Source organism: Streptomyces cadmiisoli (assembly GCF_003261055.1).
Lineage (GTDB): Bacteria > Actinomycetota > Actinomycetes > Streptomycetales > Streptomycetaceae > Streptomyces > Streptomyces cadmiisoli.
Window position 1 is genome coordinate 7,347,398 of sequence record NZ_CP030073.1, and the last position, 18,492, is coordinate 7,365,889.

Annotated in this window: 15 protein-coding genes, 3 tRNA genes and 1 pseudogene; 8 read left to right on the forward strand and 11 right to left on the reverse strand. The window is 59.1% G+C overall.

Annotated elements, in window-relative coordinates; genetic code table 11:
• Positions 1-17: 17 nt before the first annotated feature.
• The 5 genes from DN051_RS45205 to DN051_RS32370 form a co-directional block, all read right to left on the reverse strand.
• A complete protein-coding gene (locus DN051_RS45205) occupies positions 18-611 on the reverse strand; it encodes a hypothetical protein (protein WP_162625006.1) in 594 nt (197 codons plus the stop codon).
• Positions 612-1,057: 446 nt separating this feature from the next.
• Positions 1,058-2,311 (reverse strand): phage major capsid protein, encoded by a 1,254-nt coding sequence (locus tag DN051_RS32355; protein ID WP_112440217.1) that lies wholly within the window; start codon positions 2,309-2,311, stop codon positions 1,058-1,060.
• A 3-nt stretch (positions 2,312-2,314) separates the two neighbouring features.
• Entirely contained in the window at positions 2,315-2,959 is a 645-nt protein-coding gene (locus tag DN051_RS47860; protein ID WP_425471685.1) for an HK97 family phage prohead protease, read from the reverse strand.
• A complete protein-coding gene (locus DN051_RS32365; protein ID WP_112440221.1) occupies positions 2,895-4,205 on the reverse strand; it encodes a phage portal protein in 1,311 nt (436 codons plus the stop codon). The genes DN051_RS47860 and DN051_RS32365 overlap by 65 nt, the downstream gene beginning before the upstream one ends.
• Positions 4,206-4,359: 154 nt before the next feature.
• Positions 4,360-6,108 (reverse strand): terminase large subunit, encoded by a 1,749-nt coding sequence (locus DN051_RS32370; RefSeq protein ID WP_199314729.1) that lies wholly within the window; start codon positions 6,106-6,108, stop codon positions 4,360-4,362.
• Positions 6,109-6,364: 256 nt separating this feature from the next.
• On the opposite strand from DN051_RS32370, the gene DN051_RS32375 reads away from it, so the two are divergent.
• Entirely contained in the window at positions 6,365-6,817 is a 453-nt protein-coding gene (locus tag DN051_RS32375) for a DUF6011 domain-containing protein (protein WP_162625007.1), read from the forward strand.
• Between the two features lie 40 nt (positions 6,818-6,857).
• Here DN051_RS32375 and DN051_RS32380 read toward each other — a convergent pair.
• The 5 genes from DN051_RS32380 to DN051_RS32400 all read right to left on the reverse strand — a co-directional run bounded on the left by DN051_RS32380 (position 6,858) and on the right by DN051_RS32400 (position 9,205).
• Positions 6,858-6,933, reverse strand: a tRNA-Asn gene (locus tag DN051_RS32380).
• 1 nt (position 6,934) lies between these two features.
• Positions 6,935-7,012, reverse strand: a tRNA-Ile gene (locus DN051_RS32385).
• 9 nt (positions 7,013-7,021) lie between these two features.
• A tRNA-Leu gene (locus DN051_RS32390) sits at positions 7,022-7,095 on the reverse strand.
• A gap of 922 nt (positions 7,096-8,017) precedes the next feature.
• The gene (locus DN051_RS47865) at positions 8,018-8,335 is read right to left on the reverse strand and encodes a phage terminase small subunit P27 family (protein WP_425471795.1); all 318 of its coding nucleotides are present in this window, start codon (positions 8,333-8,335) and stop codon (positions 8,018-8,020) included.
• A gap of 483 nt (positions 8,336-8,818) precedes the next feature.
• Entirely contained in the window at positions 8,819-9,205 is a 387-nt protein-coding gene (locus DN051_RS32400) for an HNH endonuclease signature motif containing protein (RefSeq protein ID WP_342781487.1), read from the reverse strand.
• 1,281 nt (positions 9,206-10,486) lie between these two features.
• Between DN051_RS32400 and DN051_RS32405 the strand changes: the two genes are divergently transcribed.
• The 7 genes and pseudogenes from DN051_RS32405 (at position 10,487) to DN051_RS32425 (ending at position 17,196) form a co-directional block, all read left to right on the forward strand.
• Positions 10,487-10,864, forward strand: a complete 378-nt coding sequence (locus tag DN051_RS32405; protein ID WP_112440229.1) for a DUF6197 family protein — start codon at positions 10,487-10,489, stop codon at positions 10,862-10,864.
• A gap of 461 nt (positions 10,865-11,325) precedes the next feature.
• On the forward strand, positions 11,326-11,571 hold the full coding sequence (locus DN051_RS45210; RefSeq protein ID WP_162625009.1) for a hypothetical protein: 246 nt from the start codon (positions 11,326-11,328) through the stop codon (positions 11,569-11,571).
• 59 nt (positions 11,572-11,630) lie between these two features.
• Entirely contained in the window at positions 11,631-12,008 is a 378-nt protein-coding gene (locus DN051_RS47870) for a hypothetical protein (RefSeq protein WP_425471796.1), read from the forward strand.
• Positions 12,009-12,549: 541 nt separating this feature from the next.
• Positions 12,550-12,870, forward strand: a complete 321-nt coding sequence (locus tag DN051_RS45215; protein ID WP_162625011.1) for a hypothetical protein — start codon at positions 12,550-12,552, stop codon at positions 12,868-12,870.
• Positions 12,871-13,584: 714 nt separating this feature from the next.
• A complete protein-coding gene (locus DN051_RS32415; protein ID WP_246041146.1) occupies positions 13,585-15,495 on the forward strand; it encodes a recombinase family protein in 1,911 nt (636 codons plus the stop codon).
• A pseudogene (locus DN051_RS32420) lies at positions 15,465-16,229 on the forward strand (EF-Tu C-terminal domain-related protein); the annotation flags it as partial. The gene DN051_RS32415 and the pseudogene DN051_RS32420, both read left to right, overlap by 31 nt.
• Before the next feature lie 121 nt (positions 16,230-16,350).
• Positions 16,351-17,196: a spermidine synthase gene (locus tag DN051_RS32425; RefSeq protein ID WP_112440235.1), complete on the forward strand. Its 846-nt coding sequence runs from the start codon at positions 16,351-16,353 to the stop codon at positions 17,194-17,196.
• On the opposite strand, the gene DN051_RS32430 is transcribed toward DN051_RS32425, so the two are convergent.
• Positions 17,158-18,459 carry an MFS transporter gene (locus tag DN051_RS32430; RefSeq protein WP_112440237.1) on the reverse strand — a complete coding sequence of 434 codons (1,302 nt, stop codon included), beginning with the start codon at positions 18,457-18,459 and terminating at the stop codon, positions 17,158-17,160. The two genes, DN051_RS32425 and DN051_RS32430, sit on opposite strands and share 39 nt — an antisense overlap.
• Positions 18,460-18,492 lie beyond the last annotated feature (33 nt).

Here is an 18,492-nt window from a genome sequence, read left to right on the forward strand (position 1 = left end):
GGCTAGCGCATTAGACACTAAAGAAGCCACCCCCCAACCTTGTAACGCTCTAGAATGGCGTCAACCTCAGGGAGGCCGGTTTCAAAACCGGCACGGCCCGCTGTGGCAAGTTGGTAAGTACCCATGTCGTTAACCTGGAAAGAAACGGCACGGTCGGGGATGCCGGAATTCACCGAAACCAGCAAATCCCTAACCCTTAGGAGGGCTGCACGCTTCACGTCTGCCGGAGGGGGCGAAATACCGTACGTAACGGTAATGCTCTCATCCTCATTGCATACGGACTGCTGTACGTCCTCCACGTAAACCGCGTCCATTTCCGAAACGGTTCGAGCCCTTAGTACAAAAGAGCGGCCCGTAATCATTTCGAATTCTTCTTCAACCGCATCACGGGCGGAAACAATTAGGCCCGTTGGGAAACGGCCGCTATTGGCTAGCACTTCCTCAAAAGCGCGAATTTCCTTAACGGACACAATGGGGGAGTCCGTAACCTCAAACACGAATCGGCGATAGCCGGAGTCATGCACCCAGTAGCCCGTGTACTCCCCCAACGCTGTAGGGGAGTACGTAGCGGCCCATAGAGGGCCCTCCCCGGTAGCGGGGATGTCTGCCACTGGGTCATCACCTGTAGGGGCCGCAGAACGGCCCTGGAAGACCTTTAGGCGCACGTTCACGGCGGAACCGGAATCCTCATCATCTGCAAAATCTACGGAGAGACTGACTGCCCTCCCCAGCCTTAGGCGCACGTGCGCGGACCCCCTTTACTTACTTAGATACTTACTCACTTGCGGGGCCGCCCCCGCTTAGGTGTAGGCCGGTTGACCTCTACCGGTTCCCCGCCCTCCTGGGCGGACTCAACCTCTGCATAGGCAACCGCATTGCCTAGCTCAATATGCCGATTACCGATTCCCTCGGTAACGTCTAGAATTTCTCCGGGACCAGGATTCCACTTACCGCCAACAATGCCGATTAGCTGTCCCGAAAGTCGGATACGCAAATGACTCTCCTTTCAGGGTTTAAAAGGGCCCTCCCCGGAGTAGGTGGGGAGGGCCCTTAGCTATTAGGCCGCAGCAGTGCGGAGGGCAGCGACAGACTCTAGGTCCATCAGGTCACCGCCACCACGCCACGTAAGCTTCCAGGAAACCATGTCGGAATCCCACGCGTACTCGTCAGAACGGGAAACGGTAATTCCCTTAACCTGCCGAAGCTTAAACTTACTGAAGTCACCGTACCAAATAAGGTCAGTGTTAATGGTGCCACCGGCACCGGTAGCCTTAGCGGTAATCGTAGCGTCGGTAACGTACGGCTTACCCAGGAGAGTATCCGGGGCACCAACCTGATAGGACGGGTTCCAAATCGGATTACCGGCCGTATCCTTAATCTTACGGAGTTCCGCTAGCTGGAGGTCACCAAACATCCATGCCGCATTCCGGCGGTAACCGGTCCGAAGGTTGTGCTGAACATCAATAAGGTTGTCATACGAAACCTTAGTCGTAGCCGCAGCACCGACCATAACAACCTTCTTACCAACCGGGACCGCGACCTGAAGCTTTGCCAGCATGTCAGCGGTAATACGGTCCGAAAGGGCCTGGCCCGCATCGTCCGCAGCAATAGCCGCAATATCAACCTCAGAGTCCGTTAGCAGCTCAGCGGAAAGCTGAACACCCGTGCCGTACTTAGCGACGGTTAGATCCTTAGTGGTGAAACCGCCCTTACCGAACGTGTACTTTTCACCCTCGGGCAGAATCGTCACATCGGTAGTCGGGGACATCCACGCATTCTTAACCGGGTAACGGATAGTCTCACCGTGGGAAGTGGTGAAGGTGGAAACCAGGTTAAGGAACGGAGAGTGTTCCCGCATAACCTCCTGCACCTGGGCGATAAACTGGACGGAAGTAGTGTTACCAGCAAAGGCCGCATCCGACACCTTACCCGCAGCGGCCTGGACGTTACCGCCCGGGGCCCGCATCTCCATATCCGGAGTAATAAGGCCCTCACGGATCTCACCGTTAGCAACGGCTAGCAGAAGGGACCGCGCGTCCATTCCCGGGGCCTCGCGGCCCTCCTCCTGGGTACCCGGAACGAAAAGCTTACCCAGCTTCCCGTCAAGGTTACGAGCCTCCGCCTCCGCCTCGGCCTTAGCGGTGAAGTCTCGAACCTCCTCCGTCTTAGCCTCAATAGCGGCGTCCAGCCGCTCTAGACGCTCACGCTTATCAGCGTCGGTAATCTTAGTGTCGTCAAGAACACTCTTGTATTCCTCAAAAAGTCGGCCACGGGCCTCTAGCGACTTACGGGCCAGATTTACAAAAGACATCTATTAGTCTCCAATCTCGATTGTTTCAAGGGCATTGCTAAGGGCCATGCCCTCAATTTCCATAGCCCGTAGGTTTGGCTTAGGTGTGCGCGCTTCACGCGCAGCATTTAGTGAACGCTGGGCAATACCAGAATCGGTATCCAGGTAAGCCGGATAAGTGACCGGGGACACGTCCCTAAGTTCTAGATCCTTAAGCGTCCTTAGGTCCCTTCCATCCGCATCAAATGACCAATCCTGATCAATCGCGCGGAACGCGAAAGACGATTGGTTAATGTCTCCACGCTCTAGGGAAATAGCTAGGTCCCTACCGGCCGTAGTGTTCGGTAGGTCCACCTCATAGCGGAGGCCAATACCATCCTGAGATAGCCGGAGCGTTCCGGCCGTAGAACGGCCCAGAACAATATTCGGATCATGGTTAAACAGAGCCTTAACGTCCGCTCCCTCTTCGAGAGAACGGGTAAACGCACCCGGGGCGATAGTCTCAACAAAACCGCCTAGATCCTGGGACCGAGTATTAAACTTAGCCGCGTAACCAACCATGGTTACCGAACCGTCCTCATTACTGCGAACCTCAAACGTGCCGTTAGTCGTTCGCGTTTCCTGGTCCTTGATTTCCGTCAACCCCCTTTCCATTATTCGGGTCATCATTGCCCGAATTAGAATTCGGGTCGTTAGCGTTAGCGTCCGGCACCAAGGGGGCCGGGACAGGGACAGGCTTTACCGTTTCCTCCGTGACCGGAGTCAGGTTCGCCGGGCGGTAATACGTTTCTCCCAAACCGTCCGGCAACGGTTCCCAGTCCTCCAGCTCTGCAATGCGGTCCGCATTGATAAAGCCGTACTGAATACCCGTCGCATAGGCCTGATAGCGTTCGCTCGTCTTAGCGCGCAACCGCGCATCAAGATTGAACTTGATATAGCGGTTACCGGGGAGGAGGTACGTAGAAATAGACTGCTCGATCCGGATAAGCCATGGGCTAAGTGTCTGGTCAATAAACCATCGGTTCTGCTCCTCAACACCGGATCCCCACGAACTAGTAACCGTGGGATCAACCTGGTTAGCCGGTACCCGGTAAATCAGCGCAATTTCCGTTTTCTGGAAACGGCGCGTATCCAAAAACTGTGACTGTTCCGGAGTGATAGTGATGTTCTGCCACGTAGCGCCACCGGTAAGAATTCCCAGACTGTGAGAATTATTGATACCGGAATGCTGCTTACGAAACATTTCCCGCAGCATGAGAGCCTGATCACGGGAAGGGTTACCCGGATGCTGGATAATTCCAGTCATAGCCGTACCCTGCCCGAAGAAACGGGCCCCGAACTCTTCGGCCGTTAGGCCCAAACCTACAGCCTGCCGTGCATTCTCCAAGGGGCTAAGGCCCCTTGCCTGGCCCGGAACCGTAAACGCTGGAATCCACAGGATTACACTGCGGTCGAAAGGCTCACCGTTAACAATGAACTTGACTTCCCGACCATCATTAACCGGCTCAATGTGAACAACCCTAGGGTCAAGCGGATAGAGGGCAACGACCGAACCGGAGTCATCCCGCTGGGTATAGATGAACGCATTACCGTCCATCAACAGACTTGTCATAATCCGATGCCAGAAATCAAACCGCGTCATAAAAGGGTTCGGCTGATCCAGCCACTTAGGATTATTCACTTGCTTGTTTTGCTTACCCGCAATGTAGGTATCAACCGGTAGGGCCGCCACCGAATCCGCGATAAGGGAAACACAATAGAGAACGGCCGGAAACGTTAGGGCATCCTGATTACTGACACGCTTACCTGAAAAAGTAAACTTGCCCTTAGATGCCCAAAAGGCCGGATCCTCCCATGTTGGCGTATCGCCAACGTTGATAGCGCTACGGCGCTCAAACAGATTACCTAGGCCCATTACTTACCCCTTTCAGCCGCTATACCGGCTAGAAGGGTTAGGCCTCCAGCAATGCCGAAACCTAGGCCCACATCAACCGTGAAACCGGCTATCGACAACAGAAACACTCCCGCACCCTGTAGGGCCGCATACGGCCGAATGGCGGGGAACCGCTTTACCATTCCTCATCCTTTCCAATACCCCGCCACTGTGCGAGAAAGTCGTCAAGTCCATCCGGCCCATCACTAGCCTTTGGGGCGGAATCTTCACCGTTAAAGGAAATAAATTCCACATCAGGTTCTAGTTCATTAGGCACAAGTGAAACCGCCAACGCGTTAAGCGTTGCCGCGATGCCGTCGATTTTTTCGGCGTCCTTAGCGCGCTTCGGTTTCATAAGGCCGTCAGCCTTAAACTCAAGTTCCACGTTGTTTGCCATCCAAGACAACACGGGATTATCCCCGTGCCGTAGCGTCCTTTCGGCGATTTGGGACTCAAGCATTTTGCACGGCTCATTAAGCCGTGTAGCAGACTGCGGAACCTTCACAACAGAAAGGCCACCATCTTCCAGACGTTGCACAATCTGAAGTGAATTCCATGGGTCATAACCCAGGTGCCTAATGTTGAACTCTTCGGCATCCTTGTTAATGTCGGCATAGATACGTTCGTAATCGACAGTCTCTCCGTCGGTTACAGTCAAATAGCCTTGACGCTCCCAAGCGTCAAACTCATCCCGCATTTCGGGCCGCCGCTCAATACTTGCGCGCGGAACCCAGAAACGGGGGAGGACAGTAAACCCAGGTGCCGAAGGGTCATCCATCGAACCGGGGAAAAGCAAAACCCATGCGGTAAAGTCAGCCGTAGACGCTAGGTCCAGGCCTGCAAAGCACGGGCGGCCCTTAAGCCGTTCACGGTCTACCGGATCACCCGCTGTAGCCCTCCACGCGTCCATACCAATCCAGCGTGTCGCCTGAGCGACCCACTGGTTAAGACGGAACACGCGGAACGCGTTTTCAGCGGAGGGCTTTTCCTTAGCGTCCCGGAACTCATCCCTAAGGGTATTGATGTTCAGGAAGTCACCCAATGCGGGGTTAGCCCAATACCATCCCGTTGGCTTAATGCCCTTAGCGGGATCCCCGGGGGATCCCTCAATAGCCCAATCCGCATCCTTTGGAAGGTTGCGGAGATAGACAAACCGGGAAGGGTCAAGCGACTGATCCTTTTCAACCCGTTCGCTAAACTCGTGTTCTTCCAGCGCGAAACGCGCAGACGTATAAGCGGCTGTAGTAATGCACACCATGAGCGGCTGTTTACGGGTACCGAAACCCTGCCTCATGGCGTCGAATAGGTGCCTGTCCCGCTGGGTCAGAACCTCATCCATGAGGACTAGGGAAGGGTTAGTGCCCAGTGCGCCCGCAGCGTCACCGGGAAGAACTGCATAAATGCTGTTAGTCTTCCGGTCAATAATGCGCTTACGGCTGTCCACAATCTCTAGCCGCTTAGACAGAATGGGAGATAGCTCGACCATTCGTTTAGCCGTATTGAAAACTAGTGCAGCCTGGTCGCGGTCCGCAGCAACGGAGTAAACCTCTGCTGACTCTTCGTCGTCGCCAACCAAACCTAGGAGGGCGATAGCGGAAGCTATCTCACTCTTACCGTTCTTGCGGCCTAGCTCAATCCAGGCCATGCGGTATTGACGCGTCCACTCCTGAAACTGATCATCGTAACGAACCGTTCCGAACAGAGGCTTAAAGATTCCGTCCTTTTGCCAGTCGGACAGAATGAACGGGTGCCGGGCCGTGCGGCCCTTAGTGTGAACTAGAAGCTTTTCAACGAACGCTATCGAACGATCGGCACGCTTAGGGTCATACCGCCACCAATGAGGATCAGGGTTAGTCGGGCCGTGCGGGGCCAGTGGGTAAGCCAACGGGTGATCCTCCTTCCAGGGGGTGTGTATGTGATCGCTAACCCCTAACCAACTAACCCAGCGCTCCGCGCTGGGTTAGTTGCACACACCCTGGGGGTGTGCTTTAATTGAGTCAGCGGCAGGGATTAGGGCCCCTGCCACGGCGAAGGGTTAGACAATGAACGCGACTGGCGCACGGATCTTGGAACTCCTGGACTCCCGCGTACTTCCCGCTTGGTACAACGTGCGGGAGGCCCGGTTCTACGCTTGTCACGGCATGTTCGGTTTCCCCCCCGGGGGAAGCTTCGCCGCTAAGATCATTAAGCGGCTGGAAAGCTACCCGGCACGAGCCGGTTACACGGTTTCGGCCCCGGTTATCCCGGTTGCCGTACCGGCCCCTAAGGCACCTGAGGCCCGCACCTACACGGCAACGGCCCCCGCCATTCAGGCCCGGGGGATGTACCGCCTTAACGGCGAGATTTACAAGGTGGTCGACAACCCGCGCACCGGCCGGTTTGCGGCCCACAAGCTGGACATGGAAACCCGTAAGTACACGTACGCTAAGGGCATCATCTACAAGCTGACTGAGGCTCACCGGCTGGACACGAGCACAATCGCGGCTCACGGCCTGGACCAACTGTGGTGCCTTTGCTGCGGTCGGGCCCTTGACCGTAAGGACTCCCAGGAACGGGGCATTGGCCCCATCTGCGCCGATAAATACGGCTTCTAAGGACTAAGAGAACCGGGCCCCGAAAGGGGCCCTTTCTTTTTGGCTGACACAGTTGGACTCGAACCAACACCTAACCGGGTAACAACCGGTTGCCCTACCAATTAGGCTACGTGTCATTGGTTGGCCCTACCGGATTTGAACCGGTGATCTTTCCCTTATCAGGGGAACGCTTAAACCTGGCTAAGCTAAAGGCCGTTGCATGCGTACCTTAGAAAGGATTCGAACCTTCAACACCATGGACCTAAATCATGGGCCTCTGCCAATTGGGCTACTAAGGCTTGCGTGTACCATGCTCCGCATGGCTTACATCGTGCGTATCGGAAACGCTGCCCGGAGGGCAGACACCTGGGCGGAAGCTGTAGCCGCTGTGCTCGAATACCTCACCCGCTACCCGGGGGCCACACGGGAGGCTGTAAGGGCCCTAGGGGCCGCCTCCAGGGCCGTACAGGAGGCCCCACAAGACGAAACCCCCTGGAGGCACGTTCTCGCCATCCGGGGGGTTTCAGTGGCCGTATCGATTACCGATGATCGATCCGGACGTTAGCCCAATCAATCTCATGTTCCCTGGGGGAAAGTTCATCCCACATACTCGTATTGGCGCGCGTCCTTTCGCGCGTCTCACGATTAGGGGAGTAAAACCCAGCGGGCAGGAGAAAGATAGGACCGCCGTTAAGCTTCCGGTATTCCCTGCACTGGGTGAGGAATCTTGTAGCCTCCTGCATCGTGCGGAAAGCGATAGGGTGTTTCTTTTCCGGGAACCGGCACCAATGATCCCGGCTGGACGGGAAATGGTGCATGGAAAGCACGTCGACAATGCCGTAACTCCGCCCCTGGGCGGGGTTAAGCACATCCGTTAGCACGTGCCCCCTGGGCATTGGCATGACCGTGTAGCGGCTTGCGCGTCGGAACATCATGCACACACCGTAGGGGGTGTGCAGTCCGCTTGTCACTACCCCTACGGGAGTACGTCAGAACGGCTAGAACGGCCCCTAGGAGGGCCTAGAACCGCTAGGGTGACTCCCGTCCCCCTCCAGGGGGCCTACGGGCCTAGCTAGCCCGTACACGCTCACCCTGGACGGAGTACGCCCGACCCACTAGCGCGCGGGGTTCAACTGGGCGGGACATGGTCCGGCCGGTAGGCCACCGGTCGGGCCTCCTAGCCCCCCTGGGCCTTACTCGACGGGCCCGTGCTGAGGGGGGCTAGGCCCCGCCAGACAGCAGCCGGAGGACATCTGCATCCGGTGCGTCCCCGTCATCCGTAGGGGCCACAGACAGGCGCACACGGTCAACGGGAGACAACCCCAGCTTGGCACCCCAACGGTTCATCTGATCCAGCGAATCACGCTGGACCTGAACGGCAGGATTCTTAGACGTAACCCCACGGTGCCCCTCCACGGTAAAGCCGTTCCGGTTAACGTCCTCCACGGCCTTAACGTACATTGAGTAAGACTGGCAGTAAGCCGCAACCGCGTTACGGTCTGCCATAGTGATTACACCCATCTTTTCAAGGATAGGCATTAGCCTTTCCCATTCCCTAAGGGCAATGTCGTCAAGCCATTCCGGAGCGTCGGGGAATCCAGCCGGAGGCACCGGCTCATTATTAATCGCACCCTTACCGGGATTACCGGTAATCTCCTTTAGTGCGGAAGGCTTAGGAAACCGACCGCTATTAGTGCCACCCAACTCCCCTAACCCTCCTTCACTAATTCATTCAAACCGCTATGCAGCGGAATAGTATGGATATGCAGAGTGCATAAACGCATGAATATTCATGCGTCTCTAATGTCCGATTTGGACGATGTGAGCTTTTGGTCTTTTTCCCCGCGCGTTCACGGGGGGGAACTACGGGGGGGGTTCCTAACTTCTTAAACCAACTTTTTACCCCCCTTATCCCCTCAAAACGGACATTAGGGGTTATGCATAAGTGCATGGTTATTCATTGCATGGTTATGCATGATGCATAAACACCCCCCTGGGGTGGGGTGTTTATTCGTTGGGTGTTCAGTATCCCCGGTTACCGCGTCGACTGTTGCAGCGTCGACATAGGACGCGAATGTTGGAGGGACTGTTTGTCCCTCCTTTGCTTCGCGGTATTCGATGGTCACCTGTTAGGGGATTACTGTTGTCTCCTCTTGTTAGACAGAATGAGCAATAGGGCTGCAATGCTATTGCAGCCTTTACGTTCTTTAGCCATTGGTTAGTGTAACCTCTGGCATGTCTGTTCTTTGCTTTATATACACGGGGCTTAGGCCCCGTGTTATTAATGCATGCGCCACATCGGGTGGCGCTTAGTGGTATTAGCCGGTTGCACCGGCTACACATGTTGTTAGGCATAGGGCCCCCTATCTTGGTGGGGGCCCGTATAGGGGGCCTATTAGAGGCCCCCATAAGTAAGGGCCCCTAAGGGGGCCCTGTATGTAGTCTCTTAGTGTAGGCCCTTAGGGGCCTACTAGAGGAGGCTCTTAAAAGCCTCCTCATTATATATAGTACTGTCTTCACTCAGATTGTTAACACCCCAAGGGGTGTGATGCTGATCACGCACACCCTAGGGGGGTGTGCATGCTAGGGTGTGCACACCTTGCCAGGCCTTAGGGGGCCTGACGGACCTAGCGGATAGAGGCTTGTATGGGCGTTGTGTGGCTTCCCAGGGAGTACCCAGCGATAGCTAGGGGCTTGCACGAGTGCCCTACGGAGGGCACGTGTGATTACTGTGCGGTCATGGCCCAGGGGACCATGTACCGGGATTCCGGGACAGTTGTTTACCGCGTCTATTTCCCTGCGACTGATCAGGGTAGGGCTGCTATTAAGGAGGCTGTTATTAGCCTTGAAAGGGCCACTAATGGCCGTAATGATTTGACGTTTAGCCGTAAGGGGGGTCTTAGGGCCCTCCATAATCGTCTAATTGCGGAGGCCCGCGCTACGGGCGCATTGGCGTGGATTAGCTAGAGTGCCCCTCATGGATGAGTGGATGAGGGTAGAGGTTGAAGGCCAGGCAGGCTCTCATGCGGCCCTGAGGGCCGCTAGGGAGACGTTCTGTGGGGCCGTGTTCACGTTCCCCATGGGGAAGGGTGAGCCGTCGTGTCCGGGGTGTAGGGAGGCCCTGGGCCTGCCTGTTGGCCCCGAGGGGGCCTAGTGCGCTAGTGTCCGTGCATTCTCCGGAGGGACCCACCCTTTCGGAGAGTGGAAAAGGCCCCGAATTGATAGCGGGGCCTTTTCTGTGCCCTGGTTTAGGCCAGGGCCTTTTTCATGGTCTGACATGGACACACCTAGGGGGTGTGCATGAGCTAGGTCACACGTTTGAGGGTTGCGCACACACCCGAGGGGTGTGCATAGTTGGTCATGTCACCGGGAGTGAGGGTGACACCCCAGCGGAGAATCCTTTAGGGCGGGAATCATGGCTAACCTTTGTTTCGAACGTGAGGTAGAAGTACGTAAGGCTAAGACTGCGCTTGCGCCTTACCGCAGGATGCCGGAATACCGTTCTGCGCTTAGAGCTATCGTAAAAGTGGCCCATGAGGCCAAAACGGTTGAGGACATTAGTAAGGCCACTTTTAGGGCTGCTGTTTGGTTCTCTATGGAGGAGTCCAAGCAAGGTTACGAGTGGGCTAATTCGCCTAAGGGCAAGAATGCCCGGAAGCTTACCAAGGCTGATTACAGGAGGTTCTAGTTATGGGCGTTAACCTTTTGCCTGATGTGTATGAGCGTGCGGCGGACCTGATTAAGTCCCGTGGACACGCTAAGGGCGATTACGTGGATGAGAATGGCTGTGTGTGCGCCCTGGGGGCCCTGGGCGTTGCCCTGGGCGTGGAGTTTATCCGCGAGACTGGCACGGAGGTCACTATTCCTAAGACTCTTACCTCTGAGTACACGTATTACGGGGAATACCTCCAAGACTACTTTGCGTGCGAGTTTGAAGGCCGTAACGGGTGGGAAATCGTCCCGGACTTCAATGACGCGGATGACACTAAGCCGGAGGACGTAGAAAACCTCCTCCGGAGTTGTGCCCAGGACCTTCGGGAGGAATACGAGTCTTGGCACAAGGCGTAACCGGCTTTACCGCTACCGGTGATAGTGAGGAGATAGCTAGGGCGCTGTTTAACGCCCTAGCGTTTCTTCCAGCACGTACTAACCCCCCGCTTGTTAGGTGCACTTTCGAGCGTAAACGGGTTACTTTCCTTGCCACTGACTGCTATACGGTCGGGCAGGATTGGGCAGAAATGGAATCCGGCCCTATAAGGCCGGTTGAGGTTTGGATAAATCAGGATGCCGCAAAGGCAATCGAGAGCACGGCACGCAAAGATGTCCTACCCAAATCACGCGCGCCCCAAGACTCCGACGGTAAGGGGCGGGGTGTCTTCAATTATCACCCCGGTGATGCTCTCCATTTCGCTCCGCAACTTGAGGGAGTTCCCGCCTCAGGGCGAGATTACACGGGCAATTTCGAACCCGTCGCCACTCCTGCCGGAGTGCTAACCCCCGACGCTCTATGGGATGCGTGTGATGGTCTCTTGGAGCGTTTGGAAGACCGGGACCCTTTCTTGCCTAATGTGGCAATGTTTGATCCGGCCCTCTTGGGCCGGTTCGGCAAGGTGAAAACCCCGGGAAAACAGTTGACCCATATGGATATGTGGTTTGGGGACGCTTCTAATGTGGTCCTGGTCAAAATTGGTGCCCGTTTCCGGGGTGCGATTATGGCCATTGACCGTGATAAAGCGTCGAAACACGAAAACATGGAACCGGAGGGTTTGTGGTGAGTCGATACGTTGTCTTGGTTACAGGGTCGCGTGACCTTAAGGACCGCAACATGGTTTGGATGAACCTAAAGGCTCAAGCCTATGGAGTGAGGCGCCTATATCCTGAGGTGACGGAAATGATCGTTCGTCATGGTGCTTGCCCTACGGGCGCGGATAAATACGCGGAGGAGTGGGTTAGCGAACAGGCCGGTAAGTGGCCGTTCACTGTATCCAGTGATCCTATGCCCGCGTATTGGAGCGGCTACGGCAAGAATGCGGGGCCTAAGCGTAATACGGCCATGGTGGCGAAGGGCGCAGATGAATGCATGGCCTTTATGCGCCTAGGTAGTCGGGGGACAATGGATTGCCTAGTCAAGGCGATTAAGGCGGGAATTATAACGACCGTACTCCATGAGGAGGACTCTAACAACGAGACTTACGCAACGGAGGCTAACTAATGGTATTCATCGTTGCTGCTATAACCGTAGGTTGCCTTATCGGGGTAGCTTTCGCCATCAACGCTAAGGAGTAGCTGTGGAAATGTGGATTAGTCACGACGGTACGCGGCGGGAGTGCTGGAAGGGTCACCGGACCCTTAAGGCCGTTCGTATGGCTATCGCCTACGAAACCCGCTGGAATACTAATTCCCTCCGCATATTTGTGCGCAACAGTGGCCCGATGGGGGAGTTTTACGACGAGGTGCCCCGGGAAGATTGGGATGTCTTCAATGAATAAAACTCAGGTGCGCGTGTTGGCGCTCTTGCGCTCAAAAGAATGGGTGTCAACGTCCGAACTGTGTTCCCCCCAAGGGGGCGCGAATAACGGCACCCGCCGCGTGCGGGAACTAAGAGAACTCGGCTACCCCATTATCAAACGCCACAAGGCTAATTCAACCGATTGGGAATACAGCCTCATACGGCCTAACCAGGAAGAGGTGATTTTCTGATGCATGCATCAATAGCCGTTAAGCGTTTTTTGCCGAAGCGTCAGGATGTACTCATGCGCTACACGGGAGTACTCGGCCAAAAAATGGCGGAGCTACAGGCTAACCCTGATGCTGGTTTTGATGGGGCAGCGCTTATGCGCCAGAACATTGCCGAAATGGTCAACCCCGCAGAAATTAGGCAGAGTTACATAGCAGGGTGCGAGGAATATAAGGAATTCCTCCAAGGTGTGATAAGAAAATTCAGTGGCCGCAATGAATACCTTACGGATTCGGCAATGGGGTTGATTGAAGCCACGGACGCAAACATTGAATACGCGAAACGCCCGGATTTTGAGGTTGAGATTATGAGACTCGCCTATAAGGAACTTTCGTAATGAGAACGGGTAGGGCCCGAAGGGGCGGAATGCTTATGTCCCCCAGGACCAGAGGCACCCTTACAGCCTTCCATCCATGCTGCCCAGGGCACGACCACGAGTCGAGCGGACGGGACCGCCGGAGGTGGCGTAAGCGCATGCGGAGGGCCGAAGAACGGCGCTGGGTGAAGGAGTGGAAGGGGGCCACGGCCCCCCTGGTCCCCTGGGATGAGTACGACAGGCCCTAGGACATGAGTAGGCCCCTCCAGGGCAACACCCCCCGGAGGGGGTGAAGTTAGGGCCCCTGGAGGGGCGTACGCCCCAGCGGATAGGGCCCGGAGGCACCTAAAGGACGTGCTGACCAGGGTAGGCCCCCCCGGGGCCCATATGCAAGATCAGGAGGAAAGGAATCGCACCAATCGGGCAAGAGGGGCAGACAGTCATGATCTGGACGCACGCCCACGAAAATAGCGAAGGGCGTTATAGGCGCCTTATGGAAATTTTGTTTACCCCTCCGCAAGCGGCTAGTCCGCGTGATACGTTGCGTGCCACAACAGAAGAAACCCCGGAAGGCTAGGCCCACCGGGGTTCCCCCACCCGCAGCAACGCGCCAACGTTCCGCGGGGTGGCCAGTCTGGAGGGACTGACATGCCGAAGAGTACAGGTGTGCTTGACCGTGCCGCAAACGTGCCTGACACCTTTCAGGGCCCGGTAAGGACTATCCGTGCGGCCCTCATGGCTCGTGTGTCGACCGCTGAACAAGCGGACGGTTACGGCATCAAAATTCAGGTAACCGCTGGGGAAGACTACATTTCCCGTCAGCCGGGATGGATCCTCCCTCCGGAACTGGTTTTTATTGATGAGGGCGTTTCAGGGTCCATCATTGACCGCCCGGAAATGCTCCGTCTTGAGGAAATGGCCCGTGCGGGCCTAATCGATGTAATCGTTGTCCATAAGTTTGACCGCATCGGTCGTACAGGTCGCGCATTCTGGACCTGGATTTGGGCAATGGAAGACCTGGGTATTTCCTTTGTGTCTGTAACCCAGAACATTGACTCCAGCACCAAATTTGGCAAGCAGCAATTGCAGTTTTACGCCATGATGGCGGAAGCTGAATGGGACCTGATTAGGGACCGGACGGTAAACGGCCGGAACACAGCGGCCCTGGAGGGCCGGTGGCCCAGTGGCACACCCGCTTACGGGCATAAGACCGTTGGGGCGCGTAAGCGCCGTATGGCGGTTGTCTGCAAAAAGGAAGCCAAGGTAATCAAGCTTGCATGCGAACTAATCGTTGACCAGGGCATGAATGCGGAGGATGCCGCACGGGAACTTAACGCCCGGGGTTGCCGTACCCGCACGGGTGCCCCGTGGCAGGGGCCTAACCTGACTGCCAGACTCAAGAGCGAAACGATTAGCGGCACGTTCATTTACCGTAACCCTGACAAGTCGGGGAATAGGGTAAAGATGAATATCGACGGTACGCCCCTTTACGGGGACAGTGTCGAAATCAAACTCCCTAAGATTCTGGGTAAGAAGCGTCACAATGCGCTTTTGGCGGCCCTTAAGCTTCGGTCGCGGCCCAAGACGTCCGCATACGATTACCCCCTTTCCACCCGTATTAAGAGCGGGTGTGGGCATTACACGGGTCGGCATGACGCTAAGAGCGGCACCCGGTTTTATCACTGCACGACCGGTGGCACGGGATGTAATGACATGCCGATTGACGCCAACACCATTGAGCAGGCGGTTTGGGGGAAGATCACTGAAACCATTAACGACCGAAAGCAGCTAGAGCGGATTGCGCAAGACTGGGTTAGGAAGATTCCCGGGGATATCGACGATAAGCGTAAGCGCGTCGACACGCTCTCTAAGAGTGTCGGGCAGATTGAAACTAACCTCGTTACGGCAACGGTTAACCTTGCCACCATGGCCAACCTTACGGAGGAGATTAAGGCCGCAGCGCTGGACAAGCTGAATAGTGATCTGACTGCCGAAAAGGAACTCCTTAAAGAGGCTCAGCGCATTCTTAAGGAACATGAGGCGGTGGAGGCGCGCGTCAGCTCCGTCATGGCTGTAGTGGAAACGGCGCAAGCCAAAATCCGAGAAATCTCCCTTTCCGAAATGCGCGAAGTCATGGAGATTTTTAGGATTGAGGTAGAGCTACTGGGGGAGTTGAAGCCTAACCGCCCGGGTGTTCCGTGCAAGGTTTCCACGTGGCACAAGGCTGATCAGGTACCGGTCCCCGATTTCATCAGTGAGGAGGAGTGGCCGGAGGTGGAGTCTTTCCTGCGGGCCACGCTGGGCCGGAGGATGCCGTTCGTTCGCTCCGGGCCCCCGCTACGGGTGCAGATCAATGGAGCGCTGTACCGGCTCAGGCACGATTGCGCATGGTCTGAGGTACCGGAGGAGTACGGGACGTACCACACTCTCAAGAAGAGGCAGGAAGGCTTGTGGGAGGCCGGAGTCTGGCCCCAGTTGGTCAAGACGTTGAATCAGCGGCGACTTGGGGTGGCCATGCCCACGGCCCGCTACCTGCCTGGACTCGTCATCAGGGGTGAGCTAGTTGGGGACCTTCGCTTGGTAGGCACCGATGCCGCAACAGGCGAACAGTCTTCAACAAGGCCGACGCGGGCGACGAGGAGCTGACCGACCTGGTCGAGCTGGAGGTCCGCGACCTGCTCACCGAGCACGGCTACGGCGGCGACGCGGTTCCCGTCGTACGGGTCTCCGGGCTGCGGGCCCTGGAAGGGGACCCGCGCTGGACCGCCTCCGTCGAGGCGCTGCTCGACGCGGTGGACACCTATGTGCCCATGCCCGAGCGGTACTTGGACGCGCCGTTCCTGCTGCCGGTGGAGAACGTGCTCACCATCACCGGCCGCGGCACCGTCGTCACCGGCGCCGTGGAGCGCGGCACCGTCCGGCTGGGCGACCGCGTCGAGGTGCTCGGCGCCGGACTGGAGTCCGTCGTCACCGGCCTGGAGACCTTCGGCAAGCCGATGGAGGAGGCGCAGGCCGGGGACAACGTGGCGCTGCTGCTGCGCGGTGTGCCGCGGGACGCGGTGCGGCGCGGGCACACCGTGGTGGCACCCGGCAGCGTGGTGGCCGGCCGCCGCTTCTCGGCGCGGGTGTACGTGCTGTCGGCGCGTGAGGGCGGACGTACGACACCGCTGTCGACCGGCTACCGGCCGCAGTTCTACATCCGCACCGCGGACGTGGTCGGGGACATCGACCTCGGGGAGACGGCCGTCGCCCGCCCCGGCGACACCGTCACCGTGACGGTGGAGCTGGGCCGCGAGGTGCCGCTGGAGCCCGGACTGGGCTTCGCCATCCGTGAGGGCGGACGCACGGTCGGCGCGGGCACGGTGACGGCCGTGGACTGACGCGGTCGGGGCCCGCCTCCCGGGCGGAGGCGGGCCCCGCTCGCGAGGCGCCGGGGGCCGTACGCGGGGGAGCGGCCCTTCCCCACGCGGTACCCCGGTCCCGTGCCGTCACAATGGAGGCGTGAACGAGTCCATACCGGTGATCCGCGACGTCGACCACGGGACCGCCAAGCTGATGCCCGACGTCGACCGGGATCGGGCCTGGCTGCTGACCGTCGACGGGGCACCGCAGTCGTACGTCGACCTCGACGAGCCGACGCATCTGGAGTTCGAGTACGCGCGCAGGCTCGGGCACGCCCTGGACACGGTCGCCGACCCCGGCCGGCCGCTGGACCTGCTGCACCTCGGCGGCGGCGCGCTCACGCTGCCCCGGTACGCGGCCGCGACCCGGCCCGGCTCCCGGCAGGACGTCGTCGAGGCCGACCGCGCCCTGCTGAAACTGATCGTCGAGCATCTGCCGCTGCCCGGCGGGGCGGACATCGCCCTGCACACCGCCGACGCCCGGGACTGGCTGGCCGCCGCCCCGGCGGACTGTGCCGACGTGGTGGTCGGTGACGTCTTCGGCGGCTCCCGGGTGCCGGCCCATCTCACCTCCCTCGCCTACGCCCGCGAGGCCGAGCGGGTGCTGCGTCCCGGCGGCGTGTACCTGGCCAACCTCGCCGACGCCGCGCCGTTCCCCTTCCTGCGCTCCCAACTGGCGACCTACGCGACGCTGTTCCCGGAGCTCGCGCTGATCGCCGAGCCCGGAGTGCTGCGCGGCCGGCGCTTCGGCAACGCCGTGCTGCTCGCGTCGCACCGCCCACTGGACACGCGGGCGCTGGCCCGGCGCGTCGCCGCCGACGCCTTCCCGGCCCGCGTCGAACACGGAGCCGCACTGCGGGACTTCATCGGCGACGCGCGGCCCGTCCGGGACGAGGACGCCGTACCGTCACCCGAGCCGCCCGGCGGAGCCTTCGGCATCGGCTGATCCCGGCCCGACCTCGGCCGCCCCCTTGACCACTTGCTTGGAGCGCAGGGTGAGGTTGCGCACGTCGCGCACGCACAGCACCGCCGCCGTGGCGGCCACGGTCAGCCCGGCGCACCACCACAGGGCGGCGGACCGCCCGACGGCCGCCTCGGCCGGGCCCGCCAGCGCGGTCGCGATCGGCACCATCGACACCGAGCCGAACCAGTCGTAGGCGGAGACCCGGGAGAGCTTGTCCTCGGGGATCTCCTGGTGGAGCGCCGTCATCCACGAGACGCCGAACACCTCGATCGACAGGCCGCTGACGAACATCGCCGCGCACAGTACGGCGATCGGCGCCGGGACGGCCAGCGCGGCGGACGGGAGGGCGAAGGGGAAGACGCAGAGCGTGCCCACGAGGAGTGTCCGGCGCGGTCTCCAGCGGGTCATCAGCAGCGCGCCCGCGGCGTTGCCCGCCGCGTACAGGGCCAGCGCCAGTCCCCATGGGCCCGCCCCGCCGAGGTGGTCCCGGGCGACCTGCGGGCCGTAGACCGCGTCGGCGGCCACTATCATCGCGTTCACCAGGGAGAACTGGACGACGATCGCCCACAGCCAGGTCCGGGAGGTGAACTCCCGCCAGCCCTCGCGGAGATCGGCCAGCAGGCCCGTACCCGGTGGGCGTGGCGCGATGTGGCTGACGTCCAGGAAGGCGCGCAGCGCACCCGCCAGCGCGAACGCCGCCGCGTCCACGGCGAGCACCCAGCCGGGGCCGATCACGGCGACCAGGGCCCCGCCCAGGGCGGCGCCGGTCAAGGACGCCCCGGTCGACGCCATACGGAACATCGCGAAGGCCCGGCCCGCCTGCTCACTGGTGACGGAGGACAGCAGCATGCCCTCGGCGGCGGGGCTGAAGAACGCCTGTCCCGTGCCGCCGAGGGCGGACAGGACCATCATCTGCCACAACTGCGCCTCGCCGGCCAGGACGAGCACCGCGAAAGCCGCCTGGGACAGGCAGTTGAGCGCGTTGGCCGCGACCATCACCCGGTGCCGGGGCAGCCGGTCGGCGACCGCGCCTCCGATGAGCAGGAAAAGCACCAGCGGCAGGGTGCGCGCGAAGGCGACGAGGCCGACGTCCCCGCCGTCACCGCCCGCCTCCAGGACGGCGAACGCCGCCGCGATCAGGGCACCCTGGCTGCCCAGGCTGGTGATCACGGCGGCGGCGGTCAGCAACGTGTAGTTGCGGCCCGCCCAGGCGGGGCGGCGGGAAGCGGTTCGAGCAGAGGTCACGGGCCGACTATCACGGTACGACCCCCGGCCTGC

Coding starts and splice junctions, on each gene's coding strand:
- DN051_RS32355 (WP_112440217.1), bottom strand. CDS start 2,311: ATGTCTTTTGTAAATCTGGCCCGTAAGTCGCTAGAGGCCCGTGGCCGA.
- DN051_RS47860 (WP_425471685.1), bottom strand. CDS start 2,959: ATGATGACCCGAATAATGGAAAGGGGGTTGACGGAAATCAAGGACCAG.
- DN051_RS32365 (WP_112440221.1), bottom strand. CDS start 4,205: ATGGGCCTAGGTAATCTGTTTGAGCGCCGTAGCGCTATCAACGTTGGC.
- DN051_RS32375 (WP_162625007.1), top strand. CDS start 6,365: ATGTTCGGTTTCCCCCCCGGGGGAAGCTTCGCCGCTAAGATCATTAAG.
- DN051_RS47865 (WP_425471795.1), bottom strand. CDS start 8,335: ATGCCTATCCTTGAAAAGATGGGTGTAATCACTATGGCAGACCGTAAC.
- DN051_RS32400 (WP_342781487.1), bottom strand. CDS start 9,205: ATGGGGGCCTCTAATAGGCCCCCTATACGGGCCCCCACCAAGATAGGG.
- DN051_RS32405 (WP_112440229.1), top strand. CDS start 10,487: ATGGGCGTTAACCTTTTGCCTGATGTGTATGAGCGTGCGGCGGACCTG.
- DN051_RS47870 (WP_425471796.1), top strand. CDS start 11,631: ATGAACCTAAAGGCTCAAGCCTATGGAGTGAGGCGCCTATATCCTGAG.
- DN051_RS45215 (WP_162625011.1), top strand. CDS start 12,550: ATGCGCTACACGGGAGTACTCGGCCAAAAAATGGCGGAGCTACAGGCT.
- DN051_RS32415 (WP_246041146.1), top strand. CDS start 13,585: ATGGCTCGTGTGTCGACCGCTGAACAAGCGGACGGTTACGGCATCAAA.